Here is a 25,913-nt window from a genome sequence, read left to right as displayed (position 1 = left end):
ATGAACGGCATCGTGGTTGCGCTCATCGGAGCTCTGCTCTGCTTCTACGGCATCCGATCGGTCCACCTGGGCATCCTGGCGATCGGTTTCGGCATCGGGTGGCTGATCGCGGATCTTTTCACCCCGTCGTTCCTGTGGCTGCTGCTGGCCGGATTGATCGGCGCGCTCGCCTCGTGGGTGGTGACGTCGCTGATCTTCCGTTTCGCGTTCTATGCCATCGGCGGGCTCACCGGTGCGATGGTCGGCGCCAAATTGGCTTCGGTGCTGCAACCGGGAGACAGGAACTGGGCGCTGAGCATGATCGTGATCCTGGCGGTCGGCGTGGCCGGTGGCTTCCTCGCCGACCGATTCCGCGCCCGGGCACTGCTGTGGCTGACCTCGATCGGCGGTGCGAGCATGGTGCTGAGCGGCATCGGGCGCATGAACGATCACCTGTCGTTCCTGCGGGCGCCGGATTCCACGTGGGAGCAGATCTTCTCGGCGCTGGCCTGGATCGCGCTCTCGGTGGCGGGGTGGATCGTGCAGCGGCATCTGTTCGCCGAGAGACTCGGTATCGACCATCTCGCCGGGCGGCACAAGAACGACGGCGGTGCCGTCGCCACCGGAAAGTAGCTCGCACTTCATCCGATGTGGGTGATGTGAGCCGGGCTCACCTGCGCGACAGTCGTCGGCAACCCTGCTCGGAAGGAGTCGGAGATGACAACCTCGTCGCAGCATCGGGCGCCGGCCCACAGCCACCCCGTGCGGCAGGGCTTCGCCATCGGGGCGGTCGCCACCCGGCGCCCGCAGATGTGATGCGGACATGGGCGCTGTCCTCGGGGATCTGCTGCCCTTGGCGGTCGGCGTCGCGATCTCGCCGATACCGATCGTGGCCGCCATCCTGATCATTCTCTCGGCGAACGCCGCGCGGGCCGGGACCGGCTTCGCGATCGGCTGGCTCCTCGGAATCATCGTCGTCACAACGATTTTCGTATTGTTGTCGGGCACGGTGCCGGATTCGCAGGACACGCATCCCTCGACGGTCACCGCGTGGATCAAGATCGTGCTGGGCATCGTGCTGCTGTGTCTGTCCGCGATGCAGTGGCGGGCTCGCTCCGAGACCGACGTGCCCGGGTGGATGCGCGCGATCGACACGTTGAGCGCGGTGGGCGCGGTCGGTCTGGGCGCGATGCTCTCGGCGGTGAATCCGAAGAATCTGCTGCTGTGCATCTCGGCCGGGGTGGCCATCGGCACGAGCGGGATCGGCGGCAGCCGGCAGGCGATCGCGGTGGTGGTGTTCACCGCGATCGCGGCGGCCAGTGTGCTGGCGGTGGTGATCGGTTATCTGGTCGCCGCCGATCGGCTGCGGGAACCGCTCGATCGCGCGCGGCGGTGGTTGCAGGCCGACAACCACATCGTGATGGCGATCGTGCTGCTGGTCATGGGTGCCGTCGTCCTGGGAAAGGGAATCGGAGGACTCTGACCGGTCAGCGCCGGCCGCGCCGGGTGAGCAGGCCCACGATCCAGCCGACGAGGAACATGATCAGCAGAACCAGCCACATGGGCGAGCGGATGGTGACGGCGAGGATATTGATGTCGACGCGATGATGGTTCTGCACGACGAAGATGACGGCCAGCACCGCCAGCACGATCGCCACCCACTGCCGCGCCGAAATGCGGGACAGCAGAGAAGGTTTCGCGGCCCGATCCATATCGTCCTCCTGGTACTCGTCGGTGACACGCTTTCCGGCCGGCGCCGGATGCCGTCGAGCCGATGATCTCGGGAGCGAGCCGTACGGGCTTCACCCGTAGGAGGTGATCTCCGCTCGGGGCCGGTGGGTATGTCGCGCGACGCGAGTGGTGGCGGCCGCGGCGGTCGTGTTCACCCGTCTCGGGTGAGGTGGGTTCTCGTCGGCACTGGGAGTGTCGCGGGCGAGTCGACACAACCACAGCCTTCGTGCAGATTGGGGTGCGTGCCATGAGCGGCCAGGGCGACGTTTCCGGCAGTGTGCGGACACGGAACGAGCAGGCGTCCCGGGCGCTGCCCTTCGGCGACGATCAGGACTTCGCGGACGCGCGGCGCGGGTTCATCGCGGCGCTGGAACCCGGAGTGGTCGAGAATGCGGCGGGCGATGTGGTGTGGGACAGCGACGGATTTTCCTTCCTCGACGCGGAATGCCCGCCCACCGTGCACCCCAGCCTGTGGCGGCAGTCGACATTGTGTGCCATTCAGGGGTTGTTCGAGGTGACCGAGGGGATCTATCAGATTCGCGGGCTCGATCTGTCGAATATGACGATGGTCGAGGGCGAGACCGGGGTGATCGTGATCGATCCGCTGATCTCCCGGGAAACCGCCGCCGCCGGACTCGCGCTGTATCGCACTCATCGCGGTGACCGGCCGGTGACCGGGGTGATCTATTCGCATTCGCATATCGACCACTTCGGCGGCGTGAAAGGCGTGACCACACCGGAGGATGTCGCGGCGAGCCGCTGCCCGATTCTCGCGCCGGCGGGATTCGTGGCACATGCGGTCGAGGAGAACGTCTACGCCGGCACCGCCATGGCCCGGCGCGCCGCCTACATGTACGGCGCGGCCCTGGGACGCGGCCCGAAGGGCGCGGTCGGCGCCGGATTGGGGCCGACGACCTCGACCGGAACCCCGACCTTGATCACACCGACGATCGACATCACCCACACCGGGCAGACCGAAGTCGTCGACGGCGTGCGCATCGAGTTCCAGATGACTCCGGGCACCGAGGCGCCGTCGGAGATGAATTTCTATTTTCCCGATCGGCGCGCACTGTGTATGGCGGAGAACGCGACGCACACCCTGCACAATCTGCTGACGCTGCGCGGGGCCCTGGTGCGGGATCCGCATGTGTGGTCGAAATATCTGACCGAATCGATCAATCGCTATGCCGCACGGTCGGATGTGCTGTTCGCCTCGCATCACTGGCCGACGTGGGGCACCGAGAAACTCACGGAATTCCTTGCGCTGCAGCGTGATCTGTACGGTTATCTGCACGACCAGACGGTGCGCGCCTTGAACAAGGGCGCCCTCGGTATCGAAATCGCCGAAACCATCGAATTGCCGCCGGCCGTTGCCGCGGCCTGGCACGCGCGCGGTTACTACGGTTCGGTCAGTCATAACGTGAAGGCGATCTACCAGCGCTATATGGGATGGTTCGCAGGTAATCCGGCCACCCTGTGGGAGCATCCGCCGACCGAATCGGCGAAGCGGCACGTCGACTACATGGGCGGCGCCGAGCACGTGCTGAAGAAGGCCCGCGATTCGTTCGCCGCCGGCGATTTCCGTTGGGTGGCACAGGTTCTGAACTACGTGATCTTCGCCGAACCGGACAATCGAGAGGCGCGGGCGCTGCAGGCCGACACGTTCGAACAACTCGGCTACGGTTCGGAGAACGGCACCTGGCGCAACTTCTTCCTGATGGGCGCCTACGAGTTGCGCCACGGATCGGTCGGCACGCCGACCGCCGCCGACGCACCCGATATCGCGGCCGCGCTCACGGTGGAACAGCTCTTCGACGCCATCGCGCTGCGGATCGACGGTCCCAAGGCCTGGTCGGCCGACATCACCATCGACTGGAGGGTCTCGGACCGGAATCTCGTGCATCGCACCCGGCTGCGCAACGGCGTCCTCGTCCACTTCGACGTGAGCGCGGATATGCCGGCGCCGGACGTCACGTTCACCCTGTCCGACGCCGATCTGCACGCGGCCCTGCTCGGCGCGAAGGATATGCAGCAGCTGCTCGCCGACGGCGCGGTCACCGTCGACGGCGACGTGTCGAAGCTGATCGAACTGGTCGGATATCTCGACGCGCCCGACCCCGACTTCGCGATCGTGACGTCCTAGACCGGCCGGAGGGTCACAGCTGTTCGAGATCGCGAGTAGCCGGTCCCTCCAACAGTTTTCCGTCGTGGGTGAATCGCGAGCCGTGCAGCGGGCAATCCCAGGAACGCTCGGCGTCGTTCCAGTTCAGGATGCCGTGCAGGTGCGGGCAGATCGGCGAGACAGCCGAGGTGGTGCCATCGACGGTGCAGACCCCGACGGGGCGGAGACCGCGACGCTCCACCCGGCCCTCGCCCTCGGCGGGGGTGCCGCCGCCGCCGAATGCCGCGCTCAGCCAGCCGGTCGTGAGGTGCCGTGCGACCTGGAGATTCAACGACGCGGCCTTCACCAGCCCGGTCACTTCGCTGCCGCGCCAGGTGCGATATGCCTGCGCCCACGGTTGATGGCCGCCGAGCGCGGTGCCGGCCAGCGCCAGGCCCGCCGCCACCGCATTGGTCATTCCCCATTTCGCGTAGCCGGTGGCGACGAGGATGTGATCCCTGCCGGGAAGCAGCGGTCCGACGTAGGGCAGTTCGTCGATGGCCGAATAATCCTGGGCCGACCAGCGGTGGGTCAGCTCGGCATCGGGGAAATGGGTGCGGGTCCAGTTGTACATGTCGGCGACGTGCGCCTTCTCCGAGCGCGTGCGGCCCACGACGTGCCCGCTACCGCCGACGAGCAGCAGATCCTCCCCGCCGTGCGGGGCGTAGCGCAGTGACCGCGTGGGCTGGTCGGCGGACAGGTACATGTCGTGCGGGAAGTCGCCGGGCACCCGGAACGCGGCCGCGTAGGACCGATGCGGCTCCAGTCGCGCGAAGTAGCCGCCGCGATCGAGAATCGGTGTGCCGGTGGCCAGGACGACGGTTCCGGCGCGAATATCACCGCGGTCGGTCGACACCGTATCGCCGTGAACGGCGTGGACACGGGTGTGTTCGAAGATCGTCGCCCCGTGCCGGCAGGCCTGCAGGGTCAGCCCCTCGAGGACGTCCATCGGATCAATCTGCGCCTGGTCGGCCAGCCGCACCGCGCCGTACGTGGGGAACGGCAGCGCGGTGTCCTCGGACCATACGACGTCGAGACCGGCCCGCTCACAGGCGCGAAACTCCTTGCGCACCAATTCGGTTCCGTCTCGCGTGCCGGCGTAGGTGATCGCGTCGGCGCGCTGGGTGGCGATATCGTTCTCGGCGCAGAACCGCAGCAGCCACTGCTGGCCCTCCAGATTCGCGTCGACGTAGTTGCGCACCGTGCCCGTCGCATGTTTCGCGGTGATCGCCGAAAGGTGGGTGCCCTGCAGCAAGCTGAGCTTGCCGGTGGTGTTGCCGGTCGCGGCCGCGCCGATCGTACGGCCCTCGAGGACCGCGACCGTGCGCCCGGCACGCGCGAAGAGCAGGGCGGTCACCAGACCCGTGAGCCCGGCGCCGACGACGACCACGTCGTATTCCCCGCCGGGATCCGGCGTCACGGGAACCGAGACGGGTGCTCGATCGAGCCACAGAGATGTCACCGAACCAGCCTCCTGTCGTTCCGCGCGCCCGGTCACCGCAGGTTGCCCTCTTTGTCCGGCGGCTCCGTCGGCCCCGACCGGTGATTGTGGATCGTGCGGTACAGCACCACCGCCGCGACCAGGACGACCAAGCCGGCGATCACCAGTAATTCCATACCGAGCCCTTACCCGGGATGGTCGGCTTCAACCAGGGTCACCAGATCCGCGGCAGGGAGTCCCGGCGCCGTGAGCTGGCGATCAGCTGAAGCTGCGGCGATAGCGGTGCGGACTGACGCCGGTGGTGCGTTTGAAACGCTCCCGGAAGGCGGTGGGCGAACCGAATCCGACCTGGGCGCCGATGCGTTCGACCGAGTGGGTGGTGGATTCCAGCAGATGCTGGGCGCGGCGGATGCGGGCGCGATGCAGCCACTGCAGCGGCGTGGAGCCGGTGTGCTCGCGGAAGCGGCGAATGAGGGTGCGGGTGCTGACTCCGGCGCGCGCGGCCATCTCGTCGAGGGTCAGGTCGGCGGCGAGGTTGGTCTCGAGCCAGTTCAGCAGCGGCTCGAGGTCACCGCCGCGCGGCGTGGGCGCGAAGCCGTGGACGATGAATTGGGCTTGTCCGCCTTCGCGTTCCAGCGGCATCACCGAGAGCCGGGCGGTATCCGCGGCCACCGCCGAACCGTAGTCGCGGCGGATCATGTGCAGACACAGGTCGAGGGCCGCCGCGGCGCCGGCCGAGGTGAGGATCTGGCCGTTGTCGACGTAGAGCACATCCGGGTTCACCTCGATCGCCGGATACGCGGCCGCCAACTCGGCGGCGGCGATCCAGTGCGTGGTGGCGCGCAGCCCGTCGAGCAGGCCGGTGGCGGCGAGCGGGAAGGTGCCCGAGCAGATCGAGGCGATGCGTGTTCCGTTCGCGGCCGCGGCGCGCAGCGCGTTCCGGACGGCGGGTGAAATCGGCGCGGCCGGGTTCGCGGTGCCGGGCACCATGATGGTGTCGGCGTCCTCGAGCCCGGCCAGCCCCCAGGGGGCGCGCAGCGTGAAGGCGCCGGCATCGACCTCGGGGTGTTCGGCGCAGACCCGGACCTGATAGCCGGGGCGGCCGTCGGGCAGCCGGGTCCGGGTGAAGGCCTCGATCGGGGCGGCGAGGTCGAACGAGATCACCCCGTCCAGGGCGAGAACGGCAACGGTGTGCATGGCTGGAACATACCGTGCCGACACCTGTGACCTTCGCCATGATGCGCCGGAAATCGATCGGTTCTTCCAGGTCGCAGCAGCTTTCGTGGACCATGTCGTTTTTCCGTCGAAACCTGTCGAAAACGCCACTGGGAACCGCGAGACAGCCCGCATACCGTCGGGCCGTGCCCGGGCCGGCCGGGCGGATTCGAAGGGATTCCCATGCATGCTCAGATCGTCCTGTTCGACGGGTTCGATCCGCTGGACGTCATCGCCCCGTACGAGGTGTTCTACGCCGGCGGGGCCGCATCCGGCGGTGGCGTGAGCGTCGAACTGGTCTCGGCGGAAGGTCCGCGGGAGGTGGTGAGCGGCACCGGCCGGCTCACGTTGCGCGCCACCGCGGCACTCGATCCGGCGAGACCCGGTGTGGTGCTGGTCCCCGGCGCCTCCGGCCGTATCGGCGAGCCGGGGGAGGCGCCGGATCAGGAGGCCGGGGCCGCCGGCGAATGGCGTCGCGACGAATCGATCCCCGTTCTGCTCGGCCGCACCCTGACCACCGGACTGCCCGAGCTGCTTCGCGCGGCGATGGCGAATCCGCGGATCACTGTTGCCGCCGTCTGTGGTGGGTCGCTGGTTCTCGCCATGGCCGGACTGTTGGAGGGGCGTCCGGCGACCACGCACCACCTGGGGCTGGATCTGCTCGACGCCACGGGCGTGCAGGCCGTGGACGCGCGCGTGGTCGACGACGGCGATCTCGTCACCGGCGCCGGCGTCACCTCCGGCCTCGACCTCGGTCTCCACCTGCTCGAACGCGAGATCGGGCCGCGCGTCGCCCATGCGGTCGAGCGGCTGTTCGCGCACGAACGTCGCGGCATCGTCTGGCGCCGCGAGGGACCCGTTCCCGTCACCGTCTGATCCGTCCCCGCTCACCCACGACACATCCGAGGAGCAACTACGTCATGTCCGCCGAAGGCATGTGGGATCTGTCCATTTCCACCCCGATCGGCAGGATTGCCGTCGAACTCGATATCCATCGCGAGGACGGCACCCTCGTCGGTACGGCAAGCGGTGCGGGCGAACGGGTTTCGCTTCGCGACATCGTGCTCGACGGTGATCGGCTGACCTGGAATCAGGCCGTCACCAGACCGATGCGATTGAATCTCGCGTTCGCGGTCACCGTCGAGGGTGACGCGCTCACCGGTACTGCCAAGGCGGGACGCCTGCCCGCGTCGAAGGTCACCGGTGTGCGCCGCGGCGGAGCGGAGCGCGTCCGGTGACGAAAGCGCTGCTGTCGCTGCATGTTCTGGCCGCGGTGATCGCGATCGGCCCGGTTGCCGTCGCCGCGAGCATGTTTCCCCCGGCCCTGCGCCGGGCCGCCGGATCGACCGATGCGGACGCGAATCTCAGGGTGCTGCATCGCATTTGCCGCGTCTACGCGGCCGTCGGTCTCGCGGTTCCGATCTTCGGGCTGGCCACCGGCGCCGCCTTGGGTGTACTCGGGACCGGATGGCTGATCACCTCGATCGCCCTCACCGCTGCCGCCGCGGCGATTCTGGCCACGATGATCCTGCCCGACCAACGCGCCGCCCTCACGACGGTGGCAGCCGACCACATCGGTGCCACGGCCACCCGCCTGGCCATGTCGGCCGGAATCTTCAACCTGCTGTGGGCGATCGTCGCGGTGCTGATGGTGGTGCGTCCCGGATCGACCACCGGCGCCTGAACCGTCGGCGTGTCCCGTCGCGACACGACGACGATCGCGCCGGGGTCGGTGCATTGCCGCGCCGCCCGGAATACCGTGGACGTATGCGCGCTGTCGTCCATCTGGTGCTGTTCGCCTGTGGGGTCGTGATGGCGGTCGGAGCATTCGGGCCGTTCGTCGGAGTTGTGCAGGCCCGCCACATCCGGCTCGTCGATATTCGCGACGGCTTCGCCACCGGAATCCCACTGGACGGGGTGCAGGCCCAGGCGACGCAGCTGCGCGCGTCCTACACGGTGGTGTTGCTGCTCGTCGCCCTGGTGATGCTGCTGGCGGGACTGTTCGGCTCACGAATCCTGGGATGGCTGGCGGTGCTGGCCGGAATCGCGGCGCTCGTGGTGCCGGCCTGGCGGTTGAATCAGCGGTTCGACACCCAGCTGCGCGACGACTATCAGCACCTGCTCACCGGCACGTGGGGGTTGTACCTGTTCGGCGGCGCGGTGGTCGTCGCCGTCCTCGCGCTGCTCGTGCCCGGTGAACGCCCCCGAAGCCGAGCGGTCGCGGGTGCGGCGCAGAAGCCGGCCCGCTAGGCGTTCATCGCAACCTCACTGCTCGCTCACAGGTAGCTGTGGAGCTGCGCGGGCTCAATAGGCATCGTGACTACCTCACTCCTCCAGAATTCGCCGGTGGTACCGCCCGAGCCCGCGCGATCCGGCGCCGTCCACAGATTCGGCGTCGAGCGGGCCGGTCTGGCGGTGCTGCTGATCGCGACGGCGGTGATGTACCTGTGGAACATCACCGTCAACGGGATGGGCAACCAGTTCTACGCCGGCGCCGCCTGGGCCGGATCGAAGAACTGGGAGGCGATGCTGTTCGGCTCGCTGGATCCGGCCAACTTCATCACCGTCGACAAGCCACCCGTATCGCAGTGGGTGATGGGGTTGTCCGGCCGCATCTTCGGCTTCTCCAGCGCGAGCATGCTCGTTCCGCAGGCGTTGATGGCCGTGGCCGCGGTCGCGCTGCTCTACGGCGCGGTCCGGCGGATCACGAACAACCACTGGACGGCGATGCTCGCGGGTGCGGCGCTGGCGCTGACACCGGTGGCCGCGTTGATGTTCCGGTTCAACAATCCGGACGCGGTCATGGTGCTGCTCATGACCGCCGCGGCCTACGCCACCGTGCGGGCACTGGACCGCGCGTCCACGACCTGGGTGATGCTGGCCGGTGCGGCGCTGGGCTTCGCGTTCCTGGCGAAGATGCTCGAGGGGCTGATGGTGCTGCCCGCGCTGGGGGTGGCCTACCTGCTGGCCGCTCCGGCATCGCTGCGCACCCGCCTGCTGCACCTGCTCGGCGGACTCGCCGCATTGCTGGTGTCCAGTGGCTGGTATGTGCTGCTCACGCTCTGGTGGCCGGCCTCGAGCCGCCCGTATCTCGCCGGGTCGACCGACAACAACTTCATGAATCTGGTGCTCGGATACAACGGTTTCGCCCGGGTGCTCGGCCGCGATCACGGTGGCGGGGGAGCGCCGGCCCACGATCCCGCGGCTGCGGCGCAGGCGGCCGCGGCGGCGCACGCGGCCCCGCACAACGGATTCGGTGGTTTCGGCGGGCAGGTGCACGGTGTGCAGCGGTTGTTCACCGGGGAATTCTGTGTCGAGATCGGGTGGTTGCTGCCGGCCGCGCTGCTGGCGATGGTGCTGGTTCTCATCTCGCGTGGCCGCGCGCCGCGCACCGACCGGATGCGTGCGGCGGCCATCGTGTTCGGCGGCTGGATCGTCATCGACGGCGGCGTGCTCAGCTACATGAACGGCATGGTGCATCCGTACTACTGCCTCTCGATCGCCCCGGCGGTCGCCGGAATGTTCGCCGTCGGTGTCGCCGAGCTGTGGAATCGGCGACACACCGCCTTCGGCCGATTCGGCGCGTCCGCACTGGTGGTGGTGACGGGGGTGTGGAGTGTCGTTCTGCTGCACCGCAACAGCGCCTGGCATCCGGAACTGGGCTGGGTGATTCTGCCGGTGACGCTGGTTGCCGCGGTGCTGCTGGCAGTGCCCTGGACTTATGCGGCACATCGCCGCCTCGCGGCCGTCGTGCTGACGGCCGGCCTGATCGGTGGCCTGGCCGGCAGTGTGGCCTACTCGTTCGCCACCGTCGCGACCGCACACTCCGGTGGCGGACCGACCGTCGGCCCGGCGCAGGCGAGCGGGCGCGGCGGCTTCGGCCAGACCCGTCCGGATCCGCAGCTCTCGGCGATGCTGCGGGCGACGACTGCGACCTGGGCGGCGGCCACCAACGGTTCGTCCGCGGCCGCCGCGCTAGAAGTGGACAGCGGCAGACCGGTCATGGCGATCGGCGGTTTCTCCGGCAGTGACCCGGTGCCGACGCTGGCGCAGTTCCAGGCCGACGTGAAGGACGGCACGATCGCCTACTACATCGTGCAGGCCGACGGCCGTGACCAAGGTCCGGCGGATACACATGACCAGTCCGCGAACGGAAACCGGAATCCGGGCACGACCGGACGTGCCGAGGGGGCGACCTCGGGCAGGGAACATGCGACACCCGGAAGCGCGCCGGGGCAGCCGCAGCCGGATATCACCGAGAACACCGGCGGCCCAGGCGGTTTCGGCCGCAACCAGCATGCCGACATCACCACGTGGGTGACGGCCACCTTCCCCGCCCAGCGCATCGGCAACGTCACGGTCTACAACCTGAGTGGATACCGAGGGTAGGAAGAACGCGAAACCGGCTCGGTGGGCGACGAACCTGTTGCCCCTCGAGCCGGTTCACCGTCGATGCAGCCGCTGGTGTGGTCTTCCGTGGTCGCGGTCGTCGCACACGTCTCACGGCCGGGTGACGGTCGCCAGATTGATCAGTGACTGCTGGCGTCCGTCGGGGCCCGCCGGGGTGTAGCCGAGGCTGCGGATGTAGGCGGGAAGGTAGATGCGCTCACCGCTCCATCCGCGGTCGGTGAACCAGGCGGTGGCCTCGCTGCGTGGCTCGTTGTAGATCAACTTCACCCACTCCGAGCCGGACTCTCCATCCGCTGCCAGGGCTTCGGCCTCCTCGGTGGGCAGGGGATCCATCTGTTCGACGCCGGCTCGGCTGCCGGATGCGCTGAGCGAGTGGACGGTGTCGAACAGCCGGTCCTGGGCGGCGGGTGTCAGGTAGATCAGCAGACCCTCGATCAACCATGCGGTCGGCCGGTCGGAGTCGAAGCCGCTGTCGCGCAGAGCTTTCGGCCAGTCGCCCCGCAGATCGACCGCGACCTCCCGCCGATCCGCGATCGGTTCGCGCCCGGCTTCCGCGAGGGTCTCGCGCTTGTACTCGAGAATCTGCGGCCGATCCAGTTCGTAGACGGTGCAGCCTGCCAGCGACGGCAGTCGATAGGCCCGCGCGTCCAGGCCCGCCGCGAGCACGACCACCTGCCGGATTCCGGATGCCACGGCGGCATCCAGGTAGTCGTCGAGATAGCGGGTCCGGAAGAGTTGATGCTGCTGGAACGGGATGCCGAAATCTGTTGTCAGCAAGGGATGTTCGGATAGTCGTCCCGCCATCAGGTCCGCCCACTCGCCGCCCGCGGCAGAGACGAAGAGCTCGGCGAGCGGGTCCCGAGCCGGGGCGTCGCCCGCGCGTCCGCCCAGTGCGCGAGCTGCCGCGACGAACAATGCCGTGGATCCGACACCGGTGTTGATATCCCAGGAATCCTCGTCGGTACGCATGTTCGCCAAACTACCGACCGGGCCGGGCGCCGCCGGGACCCCGCGCCGCACCCGCGCGAATCCGCCACGAAACCCCGGTCACCACGTGTTTCCTGTCATCCGACGTGGATTCCGGGCGCGAACGCTACGCCCGCACCCGGTCCAGCAGTTCGGTCGTCGCCTCCCACAGGCGGCGCTCCCGCTCGCGGTCGTGGGCGATCGGCTGCACCTCGGTGAGCCGGGTCTTCACCACGAACGCGCCGTCGCGCAGGTGTGCCCACTCGTCGTCGAGGGCCAGCGAGGCCAGCAGCGGTCCCGAGCGTTGCGGGGTCGATACGCCGGGGAGCCGGCCGATGACGCGGCTGATCGCTCGCACCGGCGCGGGGGCGCCGCGGCCGAGCGCGGTACCGGGCATCCAGCCAGGTTCGAAGACCGAGACGTTGATTCCCCGGCCGGCGTGGCGCTGCAGTTCGTGGGCGTAGTAGAGGATCGCCAGCTTGGCGTTGGAGTACGCGACGCCCGATGCGGTCATGCCGGGGACGTGCTCTCCGGTGGCCGGACGAGCGAGTTCGACGGGATCGGCCCAGTCGGCCTCGGCGACGTGGAGCATTCTGCGCCAGAAGTTGGCGTGATAGGTGTTCGAACCGAGCAGGACGACCCGCGCCGGGGCGGTGAACGCGTCGAGAAGATCGCCGATGAGCTGGGCGTGGGCGAGATAGTTGACGGCGAAGGTCGTCTCGTAACCGTCGGGTGTGGCCTGCCGGGTGTCGGCGGACATGATGCCGGCGTTGGCGATCAGCGCGCGCAGTGGTCGCACGGCACCGCTGGAGAGAAGGTCGCGCACGGTGGTCGCGGCGGCGCGGACCTCGCTGAGATCGGCCAGGTCGCAACCGATTTCGCGGACGCGGGCGCCGCGCGCACGGGCCTGGTCGGCGACCGCGGTCAGATCCGGCCCGGCGCGGCCGACCAGGAGGAGGTCGGGACGCTGTCCGTCCGGGCGGGCGGCCATGGCCAGCGTGGTGGCGCGGCCCAGGCTGCGGGTCGGGCCGGTGATGAGAACAGTTCCGGTTTCGGTCATGTCCCCAGCGTGCTCGCCGGGCCCGGCCGTAGGCAGTCGTCCGGTTGTCGTAGGACTGCCAGGGCCAGGACAAGTCGGCGGACGCTCGCGCAGACTGGAGGACGTGGAAGCGTGGGAATTCGGCCGGACGGTGCGCCGCTGGCGCGACCGGGTGGCGCCCGAGGCCGTCGGCGTGCCGGTGGGTCCCCGGCGCCGGGCCGCCGGATTGCGCCGGGAGGAACTGGCCGCGCTCGCCGGCATCTCCGCCGACTACCTCACCCGACTCGAACAGGGGCGCGCGACCGCACCGTCGGCACAGGTGGTGGAGTCACTGTCCCGGGCACTGCGCCTGTCCGATGCCGAACGCGACCTGCTCTACCGGCTGGCCGGGCATGCCGCACCCGGCCCGGACGTCGTGCCCTCGCGGATCACGGCGAGCGTGCAACGACTGCTGGACCGGTTGTCGCATACCCCGGTGGTCGTCTACGACGCGAGCTGGACGCTCGTGATGGCGAACGCGCCGTACAACGCGCTGATGGGCGATACCACGTCGTGGCGCGGTGTGGAGCGTAATGCGGTGTGGCGCAACATCACTCGCATGCAGACCCGGGTCGTGCACTCCGAACGGGAGCAGGCGCAGCACGAGGCCCGGCTCGTGGCGGACCTGCGCCTGACCGCCTCGCGCTATCCCGCCGACCGCACCCTGCGGCGCCTGATCGGCGACCTGAGCGCGGCGGGCCCGAGGTTCACCGGACTCTGGAACGCCGAGACGCCACCTCCCGCGCCGGACCCGTCGAGGCGTAAGACGATCGACCACCCGGCGGTCGGCCTGATCACCCTCGACTGCGACACCCTGCTCGTCACTCTCGATGATCTGCGCATTTCCGTCTACACCGCCGAACCCGGTACCGAGGACGCCGCCCGACTCGACCTGGCGATCGTGCTGGGCACGCAGTCGCTGGCACCGTGACCGCCGCGCGGCCGGCCTCGTGACGTCGGCCGTCAAACGAAGCCTGGGTGAACATGCGCAACCGCGCGAGGACGGTCAGTGGCAGCAGGCGGCGCTGCCGCAGCAGGGTGGCGCGGCCGGAGATTCGCCTGCGGTCCCGCAGCACGCCTGCACGGCCGAGCTTCCGTCCGCGAATTGCGGTGCGTCGCCAAATGTTCCGGTGTCGGCCAGTACCGTGTAGACCTCCCATTTCTCGCCGTGCGGGCCGGTGACCCATACCTTGTCCTGCTGGGCGAAACAGCAGGTCGTGCCCATCTGCACCGCGGTGGGCAATCCGGCCTGCGACAATCGCGCGATCTCGTCGTGGACCTGTTCGGAGGTTTCCACCTCGACTCCGAGGTGATTGATCGTGCCGCCGGCGCCGGTGTTCTCGAGCAGTACGAGCTTCAGCGGCGGCTGCTCGACGGCGAAGTTGGCGTAGCCGGGCTCGAGCTTGGCCGGCTCGGTGTCGAACAGTGTGGAGTAGAAGGCCACCGCTCGATCGAGGTCGTCGACATTGAGGGCGAGTTGGATGCGAGACATCAGAACCTCCGTGGTGCGATATATGTCGAAAAGGTTGGCGGTGCCGAGTCTGCTCCACCTTTTCGACATATGTCAATCCCATCGGTAGCATGGGAATATGCCCAAAGCGCTTCCCGTCATCGACATGTCCGCCCCGGTGTGCTGCGCCCCGGTGGCGGCCGGGCCGGTCGACGACGCCGCGGCCCTGGAGGTGGCGCTGCGGCTGAAAGCGCTCGCCGATCCGGTGCGGGTGAAGCTGATGTCGCTGCTGCTGGCGAGTCCGGACACCGGGGAGAATGGCGGCGACCTGGCCGCCGCGGTGGGGCTGGCGGAATCGACGGTCAGCCATCACCTCGGTCAGCTCCGCAAGGCCGGGCTGGTCGAATCCGGTCGCGTCGGAATGAATGTCGTGCACCACGCCAACCGCGATGCGCTGGCGGCACTGTGTGTCGTCCTGGATCCCAATTGCTGCCGGTGAGTGTCGCCACTTGACGTCCTGGGCGCCGGCCTCGCAGGTCGCCGTCCCCCTCCTGTCCGATACCCGAGTCGGAAATGCCTTGCGCCGCGAAAACCTAATATGCTTAGGATTAGTCCTAAGTAGCCTAGGTTAGGAGTGGTGGATGTCGCCTCGTGCCGGGTTGTCCAGAGAGCGAATCGCCCGCGCCGCAGCGGAACTCGCCGACGACGTCGGATTCGCCCACGTCACCCTGTCCGCGGTGGCGCGCAGGTTCGGGGTGAAGGATCCCAGCCTGTACACCCACGTCCGGAACCTGCGCGACCTGCAGGTGCAGGTGGGATTGCTGGCCGGGGCGGAGATGAACGAGCGGATCGGCGCGGCGGTGGCGGGGCGCTCCGGACGCGATGCGTTGTTCGCGTTCGCCGACGCCTATCGCTCCTACGCCCTCGACCATCCGGGCCGGTATGCGGCAACGCAGATTCGCATGGATCCCGAGGAAGTCGCCGGGGAGCCGGCCCTGCTGCGCGGTATCGAGCTCACCGCCGCGCTGTTGCGCGGCTACGGATTGAGCGAACCGGGGTCGACCGACGCGGGACGGTTGCTGCGCAGCACATTTCACGGTTTCGCCACCCTGGAAGCGGCGGGCGGATTCGCGCACTCCCGGGCCGTCGACGCCAGCTGGCACCACATTCTCGAGGCCCTGCACCAGACCCTGTCGCAGTGGCCGTCCGCAACCGAAGAGGAAGTAGCGCAATGAGATCCGAGACCTTGCCCGTGCCCGGCGCCACGCTGTACTACGAGGTGCGCGGCGACGGACCGCTGCTGCTGCTGATTCCCGGTGGCGGCGGCGACGCGGGTGTCTTCGACGAGATGGCCGAGGTGCTGGAACGCCGTTTCACGGTCGTGGCGCTGGATCCGCGCGGCTGTTCGCGCAGCGTCCTCGCCCACGGGCCCGAGGATCAGCGGGTGGCGGTGCAGGCCGACGACGTGGCTCGGCTGCTCGCGCATCTGACCGATGAGCCGGCGTTCGTCTTCGGAACCAGCAACGGCGCGATCGTCGGGCTCGACGTGCTCGCGAGACATCCCGGCCGGGTGTGCCGGCTGGTCGCACACGAACCGCCCTGCTTCGCCGTCCTTCCGGATGCCGACCGGCACCTCGCGATGGTCGAGGAGGTCCATGCCCTGCTGCACACCGAGGGCGTCGCCGCGGCGGGGACGCGATTCCTCGCGGGCATCGGTCCGGCGATGAAACCGGCGCCGGAGGTGTCGCGGCTGCCGGAGCGCGCCGCGCAGATGTGGGCCCGCCTCGCCGCCAACGGCCCGCTCATGATCGAACACGAGTTGCGCGAATTCACCTCGTACACACCGGATTACAGTGCGCTGGCCCCGGTGTCGGACCGTCTGACGCTCGCGGTCGGCCGCGAAACTCGTGGGTGCCTGCCCTATCGGCCCGCGGTCGAGATCGCGGCCCGGCTCGGACTCGAGGTGATCGAGTTCCCCGGCGCGCACAACGGAGTCCGCACCGAGGCGGTCGATTTCGCGCACCAGTTGATGGAGGTCCTGGAGATCACGTCACCGCAGCCTCATTCGACGGATTCGTAGCGGCATCGAGTTCCGTTGCGGCCGGCCGGTTTCCGGCCGCACCACCCGGCTCAGGCCTCGATCTCCCACACGAATCCGTCGGGATCGGTGAAGGAACCGAGTGAGCCGGTGATCGCGATCCGATGCGACCCGGAGCCCTCCGCCGGGACGCCCGCGTCCTTGGCGGCGGCCTTGCGGCCGTAGAGCGCGAGTTTGACCGACCCGGCCGGCGACTCGAACTCGGCGTACTTGCCGCCGAAACTCTTCGCCACGGTCAAGCCGCGCTCGACGTAGAACTGTTTGGTCGCCTTCACGCTCTCGACCCCGAGCAGCAGGACGACATCGTCGATCTCGCGGGTGGCCGGGCCGGTGTCCTTCTTCGCCGAGGTGGCGATCTTCCAGACCGCGCCGTCGGGGGCCTGCACGACGCCGCCGTACCCCCAGAAACTCTTCTTGGCCGGCTTCACCGTCGTCGCGCCCGCCGCGACCGCGGAGCCGATGAGGCTGTCGACGGTGCTGGGCTGGGACACCACGAGGGAAAGGATGTATCCGCGGAAGCCGGTGGTCTCCGCGTCCGACTTGCGGACCCGCAGCCGGTCGCCGAGTCCGAACGCGGCCTCGTAGAAGGTCGCGGCGGCAGCCGGGTCCGGGGTCTCGACGACGACCGATGCGATGGTGCTCTGAGCAGTGGTGATGTTCATGTCGACGACGTTATCGGCGATCGCACGACCGCCGCTTCTCGATTCCTGATCACTCTCGGGCGCCCGTCCGTGATCGCCCACACCGCGAAGCCACCGATCGCGAAGGCGGCGCCGAGAACGCTGGACCCGGTCCAGCCGGCAGCCGAGTACGCGGCGGTCGTGGCGGCCGCGCCGAGCGCCGAACCGACCGAGTAGAAGAGCATGTAAGTGCCGATGATGCTGCTCGTCCGGTCCGGGTGCGAGGCGGTGAGCACATGCTGATTGCCGACGTGCACGGCTTGCACGGCGAAATCGAGGACGACCACGCCGCCGACGAGCAGCCACAGCGACCACTCGGCTTGCGCCGTTGCGGCCCACGAGACGGCCAGCAGGACGAGCGCCGCCCCCGTGACCGGGCGCGCGAAACCCCGGTCCGCCCAGCGTCCGGCTCGGCCCGCGCCCAGTGCGCCGGCCAGCCCGGCGAGCCCGAACAGGCCGATCCGCGCGGTGTCGAAATGCCACGGCGAGGCCGCGAGCGGCAGCGCCAGGCCGCTCCAGAGCGTGCCGAAGGAGGCGAACAGAAAGAAGGCGATCAGCCCGCGCGAGAGCAGAAGCCGGTCACCGAACAGGGTGCTCGAGGCCCGCAGCACCTGCGTATAGCTGGTGTGGCCGACGCGAGTCTCGCCCGGCAGGCGGATCAGGACGAGGCCTGCCAGCGCGACGAGGAGCACGGCCGACGCGGCGTACACGCTGCGCCAGCCCCAGGCGGTGGCCAGCGCGCCCGCGACGATGCGCGCACCGAGGATGCCGACGACGACGCCGGAGGTCACCACGCCCAGGGTGCGTCCGCGCTGCCGCGGTGCCGAGAGGGCCGCCGCGTAGGCGACCGTCGTCTGCACCACGACCGCGAACAGGCCCGCGAGGACGACCCCGGTGAGCAGCACCCACGTGCGTGCGGCGGTCGCGGCGATCACCGCCCCCGCGGCGGTGAGCAGCAGTTGCGCGGCGATGAGCCTGCGCCGGTCGACCATGTCGCCGAGTGGAACGAGAAAGCCCAATCCGAGCAGGTAGCCGAGCTGCCCCGCCGTGACGATCCAGCCCAGTTCGCCGGCCGGCACGTCCAGGTCGTCGCCGATCTGCGTGAGTATCGGCTGGGCGCAGTAGACGGTCGCGACCGAGACCGCGCAGATCGTGGCGAACAGCAGGCGCCGACCGAGATTCTGATGAACTCATCATTTTCTCTTGACAGAGCAGTCGATCGTATCTGATGATTTAGTCAATTCCTGCCGTCGAGGTCGGCGCGGCTCCTTGTGCGATCGTCGTGAGAGCTCTTCTCGCGCAGGATATTTCGCGCTGCTTCGAGCACGGCGTCGTCCGCGCTCGACCCCGCGACCGATCAGAGCCGATTCGGAAAGTGAGAATCCATGGACGCCACTCGCATCATCTCCGCGGTGAGCCGTCGTCGCGCACTGGGGACGGCCGTCGCCGGAACACTCGGCGTGGCCGCGGCGGCGGCCGCGGTGTTGCCCGCCGCGCAGGCGGCCCCGGTGCGTGAACAGCGGACCGCGCCGTCGGGCACTTACCGCATCGATTTGCACGCGCACTTCCTGCCCCCGGATTATCGTGCGGCACTGCTCGAACACGGCCATCTCACCATCGGCGGTTATCCGACCCCCGAATGGTCGCCGGAGCAGGCGCTGGAGTTCATGGACTACTACGGCATCCAGGCGCAAGCCCTCTCGGTCTCCGATCCCGGTGTGTCGTTCCTGAGCGGGAAGGAGGCCACCGATATGGCGCGCTACTGCAATTCCTATGCCGCCGGGCTGTTCCGGTCGAATCCCGGGCGATTCGGCGCATTCGCGGTGCTGCCGATGCCCGATGTCGCGGCCTCGGTCGCGGAGACGATCTACGCCCTCGACGAACTGCATCTCGACGGGGTGATCCTGTTGTCGGCCTACAACGGGGTCTACCTGGGTGATCCGCGGTTCGAGCCGTTGCTGGCCGCGCTGAACCAGCGCAACGCCTACGTCTTCGTCCACCCCGCGGCGATTCCCGACGGCGCCAAGCCGGCACTGCCGCTGCCGGACTTCCTGGAGGAGTTCACCTTCGACACCACCCGCGCGGCGACCATGATGATGGTCACCGGTGTCACCCAGCGCTATCCGAACATTCGCTTCCAGCTGGCCCACGCCGGCGGCACGCTGCCGTTTCTGTCGCACCGGATCGGCATCGCCTCGCAAACCGTGCTGGGGCAGCTGTGGCCGCAGGACCTGCCCCGGCCCTCGGTCCTCGACATACAGCGGCAGATATCGGCCTTCTACGTCGACACCGCACTGAGCGGCTCGGCCGCCGCCATGGCCGGTGCGACCGCCGTGATGGGCCGCGAGCGCATCGTCTTCGGTTCGGACTGGCCGTTCAGCGCGTTGACTCTGCCACAGTCTGGCAGCCACGATCCGGCGCCCGGCCTGAGCGACATTTTCGACGCCGACCAGCGGATGGAGGTCGAACACCACAATCCGCTACGCCAGTTGCCCCGGCTGGCCCGAGCCGTGAGCGGGTAATCGTCCGATTGAGCACCGCTGCGGTGGGTAGGCGTTGCATGTCAGTGAATTGCGACGGAAGGGGACTCCGTGTCCGACCACAACAGTGGCCCGCGTGAGGGCATCAAGGGCGTTGTCGAAGATGTGAAGGGGAAGGCCAAGGAGGCGGCAGGCATCGTCACCGGCAACAACGACCTCGAGTCGGAGGGCCGGGCGCAGCAGGACAAGGCCGAATCGCAGCGCGAGGCGGCCGCGAAGGAAGCCCAGGCCGAGAAGGCCCGGGCCGAGGCCAACGTCGACGAGGCCCGTCAGCAGTCCCACCAGCAGGGCAGCTAGCTCCCGACCGCTCACCCGTTCCGTGCCGGAGGAGGTTCCCGTGGTTTCACACGACGTCATCGCCCAGCTTCGCCAGGACATCACCACTGCGTCCGACGCCGGAGACGAGGCGGAAGTGCAACGGCTGCAACGCGAACTCGACACCGCGCTGCAGGCGTACCGCGAGAGCGGAGACGACGACGCGGAACGAGGAGCGGAATGAGCAGGTGCACCGTGGCCGCCCGGGAGGCGGAGCGATGACCGAGGGACCCGCCGAGCGGATCGCCGAACTGGCCACGGCGGCCGGTTCGACGATCGCGGTGGCGGAATCTCTGACCTCGGGCAAGATCGCCTCCGCCCTCGGCGCGGCACCGGATGCGGGACAGTGGTTTCGCGGCGGGGTCGTCGCCTACAGCCCGGAGGTGAAACGCACCGTCCTGGATATGCCCGACGTCCCCGTGGTGTCGCGGCCGGCGGCCGAGGCGTTGGCGGCCACCGTGCGCAAGTTGCTCGGCGCGAGCTATTCGGTGGCGGTCACCGGGGTCGGGGGTCCCGAACCCAGTGACGGCGAACCGCCCGGCACGGTGTGGTTCGCCACCGCCTCCGAGACCGCCGTCACCGCCTGCCGGGCCGAATTCGACGGCGCACCGGAAGAGGTTCTCGAGCAGACCGTGCAGTTCGCGCTGAGCTGTCTGCTGGATCGCCTGACCGCCGATCGATAAGCGGTTCGCGGACGACACCACTGTCCGCAACGTTCGCAACTTCGCCGGATCGAGTACGCAGAACTAGGCAGTTGCAACGTATTTCGAGGGGAACCCCTCCTGAGTAGCGTCCGAATCATGCGATTCACCGACGTTCTCGGGAGGTCCCGACTGTGAAGAATCATCTCGTTCGCACCCACCGCTCCGCGGAGGCGTTCTCGCGTGCCGAACACCTGGCGTGGCGGATCGCCGAGGTCGCCACCGATCCGGTCGCGGTGGCGCCGGAGACCGAAGAGATGATCGTCAACCGGATCATCGACAACGCCGCCGTCGCCGCGGCGGCGCTCACCCGGCGGCCGGTGGCCGACGCCCGGGCCCAGGCGCTGGCGCATCCGTATCGACCGGGCGCCCCGGTGTTCGGTGTCCCCGGCACGTACTCACCGGAATGGGCGGCGTGGGCCAACGGCGTCGCGGTGCGCGAACTCGACTTCCACGACACCTTTCTCGCCGCCGAATACTCTCATCCCGGCGACAACATCCCGCCGATTCTGGCCGCCGCCCACCATGCCGGACGCAGCGGCCGTGATCTGATTCGGGGCCTGGCCACCGGCTACGAGATCCAGATCGATCTGGCGCGGGGGATCTGCCTGCACGAACACAAGATCGACCACGTCGCGCATCTGGGCCCGTCGGCCGCCGCCGGTATCGGTACGGCACTCGGCCTCGACACCGAGACGATCTACCAGGCCATCGGTCAGGCGCTGCACACCACCACCGCGACCCGGCAGTCCCGCAAGGGGGAAATCTCCAGCTGGAAGGCCTACGCGCCGGCCTTCGCGGGGAAGATGGCGATCGAAGCCGTCGACCGGGCGATGCGCGGCGAGGGTGCGCCCGCGCCCATCTGGGAGGGCGAGGACGGCGTGATCGCCCGGTTGCTCGCCGGGCCCGAGGCCGAATATTCGGTACCGCTGCCGGGTCCGGGCGAGCCCAAGCGAGCGATCCTCGACTCCTACACCAAGGAGCATTCCGCCGAATATCAGAGCCAGGCGCCGATCGATCTGGCCCGGCGCATGCGCGACCGCATCGGCGACCTCGGCCGAGTGGCCTCGATCGTGCTGCACACCAGCCACCACACCCACGTGGTGATCGGCACCGGCTCCGGCGATCCGCAGAAATTCGATCCCGAGGCGTCGCGGGAGACGCTCGACCACTCGGTCATGTACATCTTCGCGGTCGCGCTGCAGGACGGCACCTGGCATCACGAGCGTTCCTACGCGCCCGAGCGGGCCCGTCGCCCCGACACCATCGAGCTGTGGCGCAAGATCTCCACCGCCGAGGACCCGGAATGGACCCGCCGCTACCACTCCGCCGATCCCGCCGAGAAGGCGTTCGGCGCCCGTGCCGAGGTGACGCTGACAAGCGGTGAGGTGATCGTCGACGAACTCGCGGTCGCCGACGCCCACCCGCTCGGCGCGCGGCCCTTCGCCCGTGAGCAGTACATCGCCAAATTCCGCACGCTCGCCGAGGGCGTCGTCGACGCGGCCGAACAGGACCGGTTCCTCGACGTCGCGCAGCGGGCCGGCTCGCTGTCGCCGGACGAGCTGCCGCAACTGACGTTCACCGTGTCCGGCGAGGTGCTCGCCCGCGCCCCGAAACTGTCGAAGGGATTGTTCCGATGACCGGACTGCTCGCCGCGGCCACCTCCGCCGCCGACAAACGCGCCGCCTTCCGCGCCGGGCTCGCCTCGGGGTCGATCCAGCGCTTTCCCGGAGCGTTCAATCCCTTGGTGGCCACACTGATTCAGGAAATCGGGTTCGAAGGCGTCTACGTCTCGGGTGCGGTGGTGTCGGCGGAACTCGGGCTGCCCGATATCGGGCTGACGACGCTGACCGAGGTCGCGGACCGCGGCGCTCAGGTCGCCCGGGTGACCGACCTGCCGGTGCTCATCGATGCCGATACCGGCTTCGGTGAACCGATGAACGCCGCCCGCACGGTGACACTGCTCGAGGACGCCGGCCTCGCGGGCTGTCACCTGGAGGACCAGGTCAATCCCAAGCGCTGCGGTCACCTCGACGGCAAGGCCGTGGTGCCCACCGACGAGATGGTGCGTCGCCTGCGCGCCGCGGTCTCGGCGCGACGCGATCCGAATTTCGTCATCTGCGCGCGCACCGACGCCGCCGGAATCGAGGGCGTCGACGCGGCGATCGCCCGCGCCCGCGCCTACGCCGACGCCGGGGCGGACCTGATCTTCACCGAAGCGTTGAGCGGCGCAGCCGATTTCGAGAAATTCCGGGCCGCGGTCTCGATTCCGCTGCTGGCCAATATGACCGAGTTCGGCAAATCCGAATTGTTGCCGGCGCGGACACTGGAATCGATCGGCTACAACGCGGTGATCTATCCGGTGTCCACGCTGCGCCTGGCGATGTGGGCGGCCGAGACCGGCCTGCGCGAAATCCACGAGACCGGCACCCAGGCGGGATTGCTGGACCGGATGCAACATCGCAGCCGTCTCTACGAACTGTTGCGGTACGAGCGCTACAACGAATTCGATTCCGACATAGTCACTTTCACTCTCGGAAGGAACCAGTGATGACGAAGGCCGCGACTCCGGTGGTCAACAAGGGCCTGGCGGGCGTCGTCGTCGACACCACCGCGATATCCAAGGTGGTGCCGGAAACGAATTCGCTGACCTATCGCGGATACGCCGTCCAGGACCTGGCGGCACACTGCGGTTTCGAACAGGTCGCCTACCTGCTGTGGTACGGCGAACTGCCGAACGACGCCCAGCTGGAACGGTTCTGCCAGCAGGAACGCGCGGCGCGACGGGTCGATCGGTCGCTGCTGTCGCTGGTGACGAAACTGCCCGACACCTGCCACCCGATGGATGTGGTGCGTACCGCGATCAGCTACCTCGGCGCCGAGGATCCGCTCGAGGACGACAATTCGCCGAAAGCCAACCGCACCAAGGCTTTACGTATGCTGGCGGTGCTGCCGACCATTGTGGCCGCCGACCATCGTCGCCGGCACGGACTGGATCCGATCGCGCCGCATTCGCATCTGGGATATGCGCAGAATTTCCTGAACATGTGTTTCGGGACCGTGCCCGCCCCGGAGCTGGTGAAAGCGTTCGAGGTCTCGCTGATTCTCTACGCGGAGCACAGTTTCAACGCCTCGACATTCGCCGCGCGCGTGGTGACCTCGACGCAGTCGGATATCTACAGTGCGGTCACCGCGGCCATCGGCGCGCTGAAGGGGCCGCTGCACGGCGGGGCCAACGAGGCGGTCATGCGTGACATGCTCGAGATCGGCGAGCCCGAGCGAGCCGAGGCGTGGCTGCGGAAGAAGCTGGCGGACAAGCAGAAGGTGATGGGGTTCGGTCACCGGGTCTACAAGAACGGCGATTCCCGGGTGCCGACGATGAAGCAGGCGCTGCTCGACATCGCCGCCGCCACCGACGGCGGCCGCTGGGTGCGCATCTACGAGACACTCGAGCGCACGATGGCCGAGGCCACCGGGATCGCGCCGAATCTCGATTTTCCCACCGCCCCCGCGTATTACCTGCTGGGATTCGATATCGAGACCTTCACCCCGATCTTCGTCATGAGCCGGACCACCGGCTGGGCCGCCCACATCATCGAACAGGGCGCCTCGAACGCGCTGATCCGCCCGCTGGGCGAATACGTCGGCGTCGGGCAGCGCTCGGTGCCGGCCTGATCGGGCTGGGGCTGCCGGCGAGGTCAGCCGTGCCGGATGCGCGGGGAGGCGAGGGCGGTGGGTGGCACGTAGTCGCCGACCGCGTCGCGGTGCCACCACACGTGGTCGTGGCGCAGTTCCTCCCGAGTGCTGAATCGGTAGAGGTACTGGCGGACGCGGACATGGGCGGGCGGGGAGTCCGGGAAAGGATTGTGCCGCAACAGTCGCAGCGTGTCCGGGTCGTTGATCAGCAGTCGCCGCAGGAACGGGCCCAGCCAGGAGCGGGCGTAGATCGGGGAGATGGCGGCGAACCACATCAGCCAGTCCAGGCGCAGATGGTAGGGCGCCCATTGGCGGGGCAGCCGGTGCGGATCACCGGGCTTGCCCTTGAAATCGTATTCCTGCCACTGGGTTTGCTCGGTGATGTGCCGGTCGTCGGTGCCCTCCACCACCAGTTCCCATCGCCGGCGCTCGATCCGCCCGAACGCGCCGTAGGTGTTGACCAGGTGGTATCGATTGAAGCTGGCGTTCATCCGCTGGTGCCCGGACAGCAGGTTCCGTATCGGCCAGTAGCTGAGCACGACCACCGCGGCCGTGAAGGCGCAGACCACCGCGACGAACCACGTCGGCGGATCCTGGAACGCGGGCTGGTCGGCCAGCGGCAGGAAGTACGCGGCCGAGCGGGCGTCGATCGCGGTACAGGCGAGCAGGATCGTCAACCAGTTGAGCCAGGCGAAATTTCCGGAGGCGACCAGCCACAGCTGGGTGATCACGACGACGGCCGCGGCGATACTCGCGATCGGCTGCGGGGTGAACAGTGCGAACGGCACGACCAGCTGGGCGATGTGGTTCGCGGCCACCTCCACGCGGTGCAGCGGTGCGGGCAGGTGGTGGAACAGCCAGCTCAGCGGGCCGGGCATGGGCTGGGTTTCATGGTGGTAGTACAGGCAGGTCAGATCGCGCCAGCACGGGTCGCCGCGCAGTTTGATCAATCCCGCGCCGAACTCCACCCGGAACAGCAACCAGCGCGCCAGCCACAGCACCAGAATCGGTGGCGCGGTGCGATCGTTGCCGAGGAAGATCGCCAGGAATCCCGTCTCCAGCAGCAGCGATTCCCACCCGAACGAATACCAGGCCTGGCCCACATTGACGATCGACAGATACAGCGCCCACGCCGCCAGCCACAGCAGCATCGCCGCCCACAGCGGCACGTGATCGTCCGCGCCCGCCACCAGCGCCATCGCCAGTGCCGCCCCCGTCCAGGAGACACCGGCGAAGAACCGGTCCGAATAGTGCAGATGGAACAGGCTCGGCGAGCTCCGGAACGAGGACCGGGCCAGGAAGGCGGGCACCGGCAGCATGCCCCCGGCGCCGATGAGCGCGCGGAACTGCCGCGCGGCGCCCACGAACGCGATCAGATAGACGACCGCGAGGCCGCGTTGGAACACCTCGCGCGCGAACCAGTACTCCGGCGCCGTGAACCACTGCATGCTC

At 68.5% G+C, this 25,913-nt stretch carries 29 protein-coding genes; 19 read left to right on the top strand and 10 right to left on the bottom strand.

What is annotated here, in order from left to right:
- Window positions 1-612, top strand: a complete 612-nt coding sequence (locus tag NA3_RS13435; RefSeq protein ID WP_062963913.1) for a hypothetical protein — start codon at window positions 1-3, stop codon at window positions 610-612.
- 190 nt (window positions 613-802) lie between these two features.
- A complete protein-coding gene (locus tag NA3_RS13430) occupies window positions 803-1,462 on the top strand; it encodes a GAP family protein (RefSeq protein ID WP_062963912.1) in 660 nt (219 codons plus the stop codon).
- A gap of 4 nt (window positions 1,463-1,466) precedes the next feature.
- On the opposite strand, the gene NA3_RS13425 is transcribed toward NA3_RS13430, so the two are convergent.
- The gene (locus NA3_RS13425; RefSeq protein WP_062963911.1) at window positions 1,467-1,691 is read right to left on the bottom strand and encodes a LapA family protein; all 225 of its coding nucleotides are present in this window, start codon (window positions 1,689-1,691) and stop codon (window positions 1,467-1,469) included.
- Between the two features lie 266 nt (window positions 1,692-1,957).
- On the opposite strand from NA3_RS13425, the gene NA3_RS13420 reads away from it, so the two are divergent.
- The gene (locus tag NA3_RS13420) at window positions 1,958-3,853 is read left to right on the top strand and encodes an alkyl/aryl-sulfatase (protein ID WP_062964040.1); all 1,896 of its coding nucleotides are present in this window, start codon (window positions 1,958-1,960) and stop codon (window positions 3,851-3,853) included.
- A 13-nt stretch (window positions 3,854-3,866) separates the two neighbouring features.
- On the opposite strand, the gene NA3_RS13415 is transcribed toward NA3_RS13420, so the two are convergent.
- The 3 genes from NA3_RS13415 to NA3_RS13410 all read right to left on the bottom strand — a co-directional run bounded on the left by NA3_RS13415 (window position 3,867) and on the right by NA3_RS13410 (window position 6,509).
- Entirely contained in the window at window positions 3,867-5,333 is a 1,467-nt protein-coding gene (locus NA3_RS13415) for an FAD-dependent oxidoreductase (protein WP_062964039.1), read from the bottom strand.
- Between the two features lie 32 nt (window positions 5,334-5,365).
- A complete protein-coding gene (locus NA3_RS39035; RefSeq protein ID WP_255359447.1) occupies window positions 5,366-5,488 on the bottom strand; it encodes a hypothetical protein in 123 nt (40 codons plus the stop codon).
- 82 nt (window positions 5,489-5,570) lie between these two features.
- On the bottom strand, window positions 5,571-6,509 hold the full coding sequence (locus NA3_RS13410) for a GlxA family transcriptional regulator (protein WP_062963910.1): 939 nt from the start codon (window positions 6,507-6,509) through the stop codon (window positions 5,571-5,573).
- Between the two features lie 201 nt (window positions 6,510-6,710).
- Between NA3_RS13410 and NA3_RS13405 the strand changes: the two genes are divergently transcribed.
- The 5 genes from NA3_RS13405 to NA3_RS13385 all read left to right on the top strand — a co-directional run bounded on the left by NA3_RS13405 (window position 6,711) and on the right by NA3_RS13385 (window position 10,916).
- Window positions 6,711-7,403, top strand: a complete 693-nt coding sequence (locus tag NA3_RS13405) for a DJ-1/PfpI family protein (RefSeq protein ID WP_062963909.1) — start codon at window positions 6,711-6,713, stop codon at window positions 7,401-7,403.
- A gap of 44 nt (window positions 7,404-7,447) precedes the next feature.
- The gene (locus tag NA3_RS13400; protein WP_062963908.1) at window positions 7,448-7,765 is read left to right on the top strand and encodes a hypothetical protein; all 318 of its coding nucleotides are present in this window, start codon (window positions 7,448-7,450) and stop codon (window positions 7,763-7,765) included.
- Window positions 7,762-8,211: a hypothetical protein gene (locus NA3_RS13395; protein WP_062963907.1), complete on the top strand. Its 450-nt coding sequence runs from the start codon at window positions 7,762-7,764 to the stop codon at window positions 8,209-8,211. Before NA3_RS13400 ends, NA3_RS13395 begins: the two co-directional genes overlap by 4 nt.
- 83 nt (window positions 8,212-8,294) lie before the next feature.
- Window positions 8,295-8,777 (top strand): hypothetical protein, encoded by a 483-nt coding sequence (locus NA3_RS13390; protein ID WP_062963906.1) that lies wholly within the window; start codon window positions 8,295-8,297, stop codon window positions 8,775-8,777.
- Between the two features lie 66 nt (window positions 8,778-8,843).
- Window positions 8,844-10,916 (top strand): glycosyltransferase family 39 protein, encoded by a 2,073-nt coding sequence (locus tag NA3_RS13385; RefSeq protein WP_227995101.1) that lies wholly within the window; start codon window positions 8,844-8,846, stop codon window positions 10,914-10,916.
- A 111-nt stretch (window positions 10,917-11,027) separates the two neighbouring features.
- On the opposite strand, the gene NA3_RS13380 is transcribed toward NA3_RS13385, so the two are convergent.
- Together NA3_RS13380 and NA3_RS13375 are read right to left on the bottom strand one after the other, a co-directional pair.
- On the bottom strand, window positions 11,028-11,906 hold the full coding sequence (locus NA3_RS13380; RefSeq protein ID WP_062963904.1) for an SAM-dependent methyltransferase: 879 nt from the start codon (window positions 11,904-11,906) through the stop codon (window positions 11,028-11,030).
- A 124-nt stretch (window positions 11,907-12,030) separates the two neighbouring features.
- The gene (locus NA3_RS13375) at window positions 12,031-12,963 is read right to left on the bottom strand and encodes an SDR family NAD(P)-dependent oxidoreductase (protein ID WP_062963903.1); all 933 of its coding nucleotides are present in this window, start codon (window positions 12,961-12,963) and stop codon (window positions 12,031-12,033) included.
- Between the two features lie 103 nt (window positions 12,964-13,066).
- Here NA3_RS13375 and NA3_RS13370 point away from each other — a divergent pair, with 103 nt between their 5' ends.
- Window positions 13,067-13,912 (top strand): helix-turn-helix transcriptional regulator, encoded by an 846-nt coding sequence (locus tag NA3_RS13370; RefSeq protein ID WP_062963902.1) that lies wholly within the window; start codon window positions 13,067-13,069, stop codon window positions 13,910-13,912.
- A gap of 75 nt (window positions 13,913-13,987) precedes the next feature.
- Here the strand turns inward: NA3_RS13370 and NA3_RS13365 are convergent, their stop codons facing one another.
- The gene (locus tag NA3_RS13365) at window positions 13,988-14,473 is read right to left on the bottom strand and encodes an ArsI/CadI family heavy metal resistance metalloenzyme (protein ID WP_062964038.1); all 486 of its coding nucleotides are present in this window, start codon (window positions 14,471-14,473) and stop codon (window positions 13,988-13,990) included.
- Window positions 14,474-14,570: 97 nt separating this feature from the next.
- Here NA3_RS13365 and NA3_RS13360 point away from each other — a divergent pair, with 97 nt between their 5' ends.
- The 3 genes from NA3_RS13360 (at window position 14,571) to NA3_RS13350 (ending at window position 16,511) form a co-directional block, all read left to right on the top strand.
- Window positions 14,571-14,930, top strand: coding sequence for an Rv2640c family ArsR-like transcriptional regulator (locus NA3_RS13360; protein ID WP_062963901.1), 360 nt, complete (start codon window positions 14,571-14,573; stop codon window positions 14,928-14,930).
- Window positions 14,931-15,072: 142 nt separating this feature from the next.
- Window positions 15,073-15,666, top strand: a complete 594-nt coding sequence (locus tag NA3_RS13355) for a TetR/AcrR family transcriptional regulator (protein ID WP_062963900.1) — start codon at window positions 15,073-15,075, stop codon at window positions 15,664-15,666.
- Window positions 15,663-16,511: an alpha/beta fold hydrolase gene (locus tag NA3_RS13350; RefSeq protein WP_062963899.1), complete on the top strand. Its 849-nt coding sequence runs from the start codon at window positions 15,663-15,665 to the stop codon at window positions 16,509-16,511. The genes NA3_RS13355 and NA3_RS13350 overlap by 4 nt, the downstream gene beginning before the upstream one ends.
- A 50-nt stretch (window positions 16,512-16,561) precedes the next feature.
- Here the strand turns inward: NA3_RS13350 and NA3_RS13345 are convergent, their stop codons facing one another.
- Complete coding sequence (locus tag NA3_RS13345) at window positions 16,562-17,191, bottom strand: VOC family protein (protein ID WP_062963898.1); 630 nt, start codon at window positions 17,189-17,191, stop codon at window positions 16,562-16,564.
- A complete protein-coding gene (locus NA3_RS13340; protein WP_063917470.1) occupies window positions 17,188-18,360 on the bottom strand; it encodes an MFS transporter in 1,173 nt (390 codons plus the stop codon). Before NA3_RS13340 ends, NA3_RS13345 begins: the two co-directional genes overlap by 4 nt.
- A 234-nt stretch (window positions 18,361-18,594) precedes the next feature.
- On the opposite strand from NA3_RS13340, the gene NA3_RS13335 reads away from it, so the two are divergent.
- From NA3_RS13335 to NA3_RS13305, 7 genes are all read left to right on the top strand, one after another.
- Window positions 18,595-19,731 (top strand): amidohydrolase family protein, encoded by a 1,137-nt coding sequence (locus NA3_RS13335; protein WP_062963896.1) that lies wholly within the window; start codon window positions 18,595-18,597, stop codon window positions 19,729-19,731.
- A gap of 69 nt (window positions 19,732-19,800) precedes the next feature.
- A complete protein-coding gene (gene mbp1 / locus NA3_RS13330; RefSeq protein WP_062963895.1) occupies window positions 19,801-20,046 on the top strand; it encodes a microaggregate-binding protein 1 in 246 nt (81 codons plus the stop codon).
- Window positions 20,047-20,086: 40 nt separating this feature from the next.
- Entirely contained in the window at window positions 20,087-20,248 is a 162-nt protein-coding gene (locus tag NA3_RS13325; protein ID WP_157126552.1) for a hypothetical protein, read from the top strand.
- Window positions 20,249-20,282: 34 nt separating this feature from the next.
- Window positions 20,283-20,747, top strand: coding sequence for a CinA family protein (locus NA3_RS13320; protein ID WP_062963893.1), 465 nt, complete (start codon window positions 20,283-20,285; stop codon window positions 20,745-20,747).
- A gap of 152 nt (window positions 20,748-20,899) precedes the next feature.
- On the top strand, window positions 20,900-22,405 hold the full coding sequence (gene prpD / locus NA3_RS13315) for a 2-methylcitrate dehydratase PrpD (RefSeq protein ID WP_062963892.1): 1,506 nt from the start codon (window positions 20,900-20,902) through the stop codon (window positions 22,403-22,405).
- A complete protein-coding gene (prpB, locus tag NA3_RS13310; RefSeq protein ID WP_062963891.1) occupies window positions 22,402-23,316 on the top strand; it encodes a methylisocitrate lyase in 915 nt (304 codons plus the stop codon). Before prpD ends, prpB begins: the two co-directional genes overlap by 4 nt.
- Window positions 23,316-24,440: a bifunctional 2-methylcitrate synthase/citrate synthase gene (locus NA3_RS13305; protein ID WP_062963890.1), complete on the top strand. Its 1,125-nt coding sequence runs from the start codon at window positions 23,316-23,318 to the stop codon at window positions 24,438-24,440. The genes prpB and NA3_RS13305 overlap by 1 nt, the downstream gene beginning before the upstream one ends.
- Window positions 24,441-24,463: 23 nt before the next feature.
- On the opposite strand, the gene NA3_RS13300 is transcribed toward NA3_RS13305, so the two are convergent.
- Entirely contained in the window at window positions 24,464-25,909 is a 1,446-nt protein-coding gene (locus tag NA3_RS13300; protein WP_062963889.1) for a lipase maturation factor family protein, read from the bottom strand.
- Window positions 25,910-25,913 lie beyond the last annotated feature (4 nt).

It is taken from the genome of Nocardia africana NBRC 100379 (assembly GCF_001612635.1).
GTDB lineage: Bacteria > Actinomycetota > Actinomycetes > Mycobacteriales > Mycobacteriaceae > Nocardia > Nocardia africana.
Note: the sequence above shows the minus strand (reverse complement) of the source record. Positions and strands in the feature narration are given on the sequence as shown.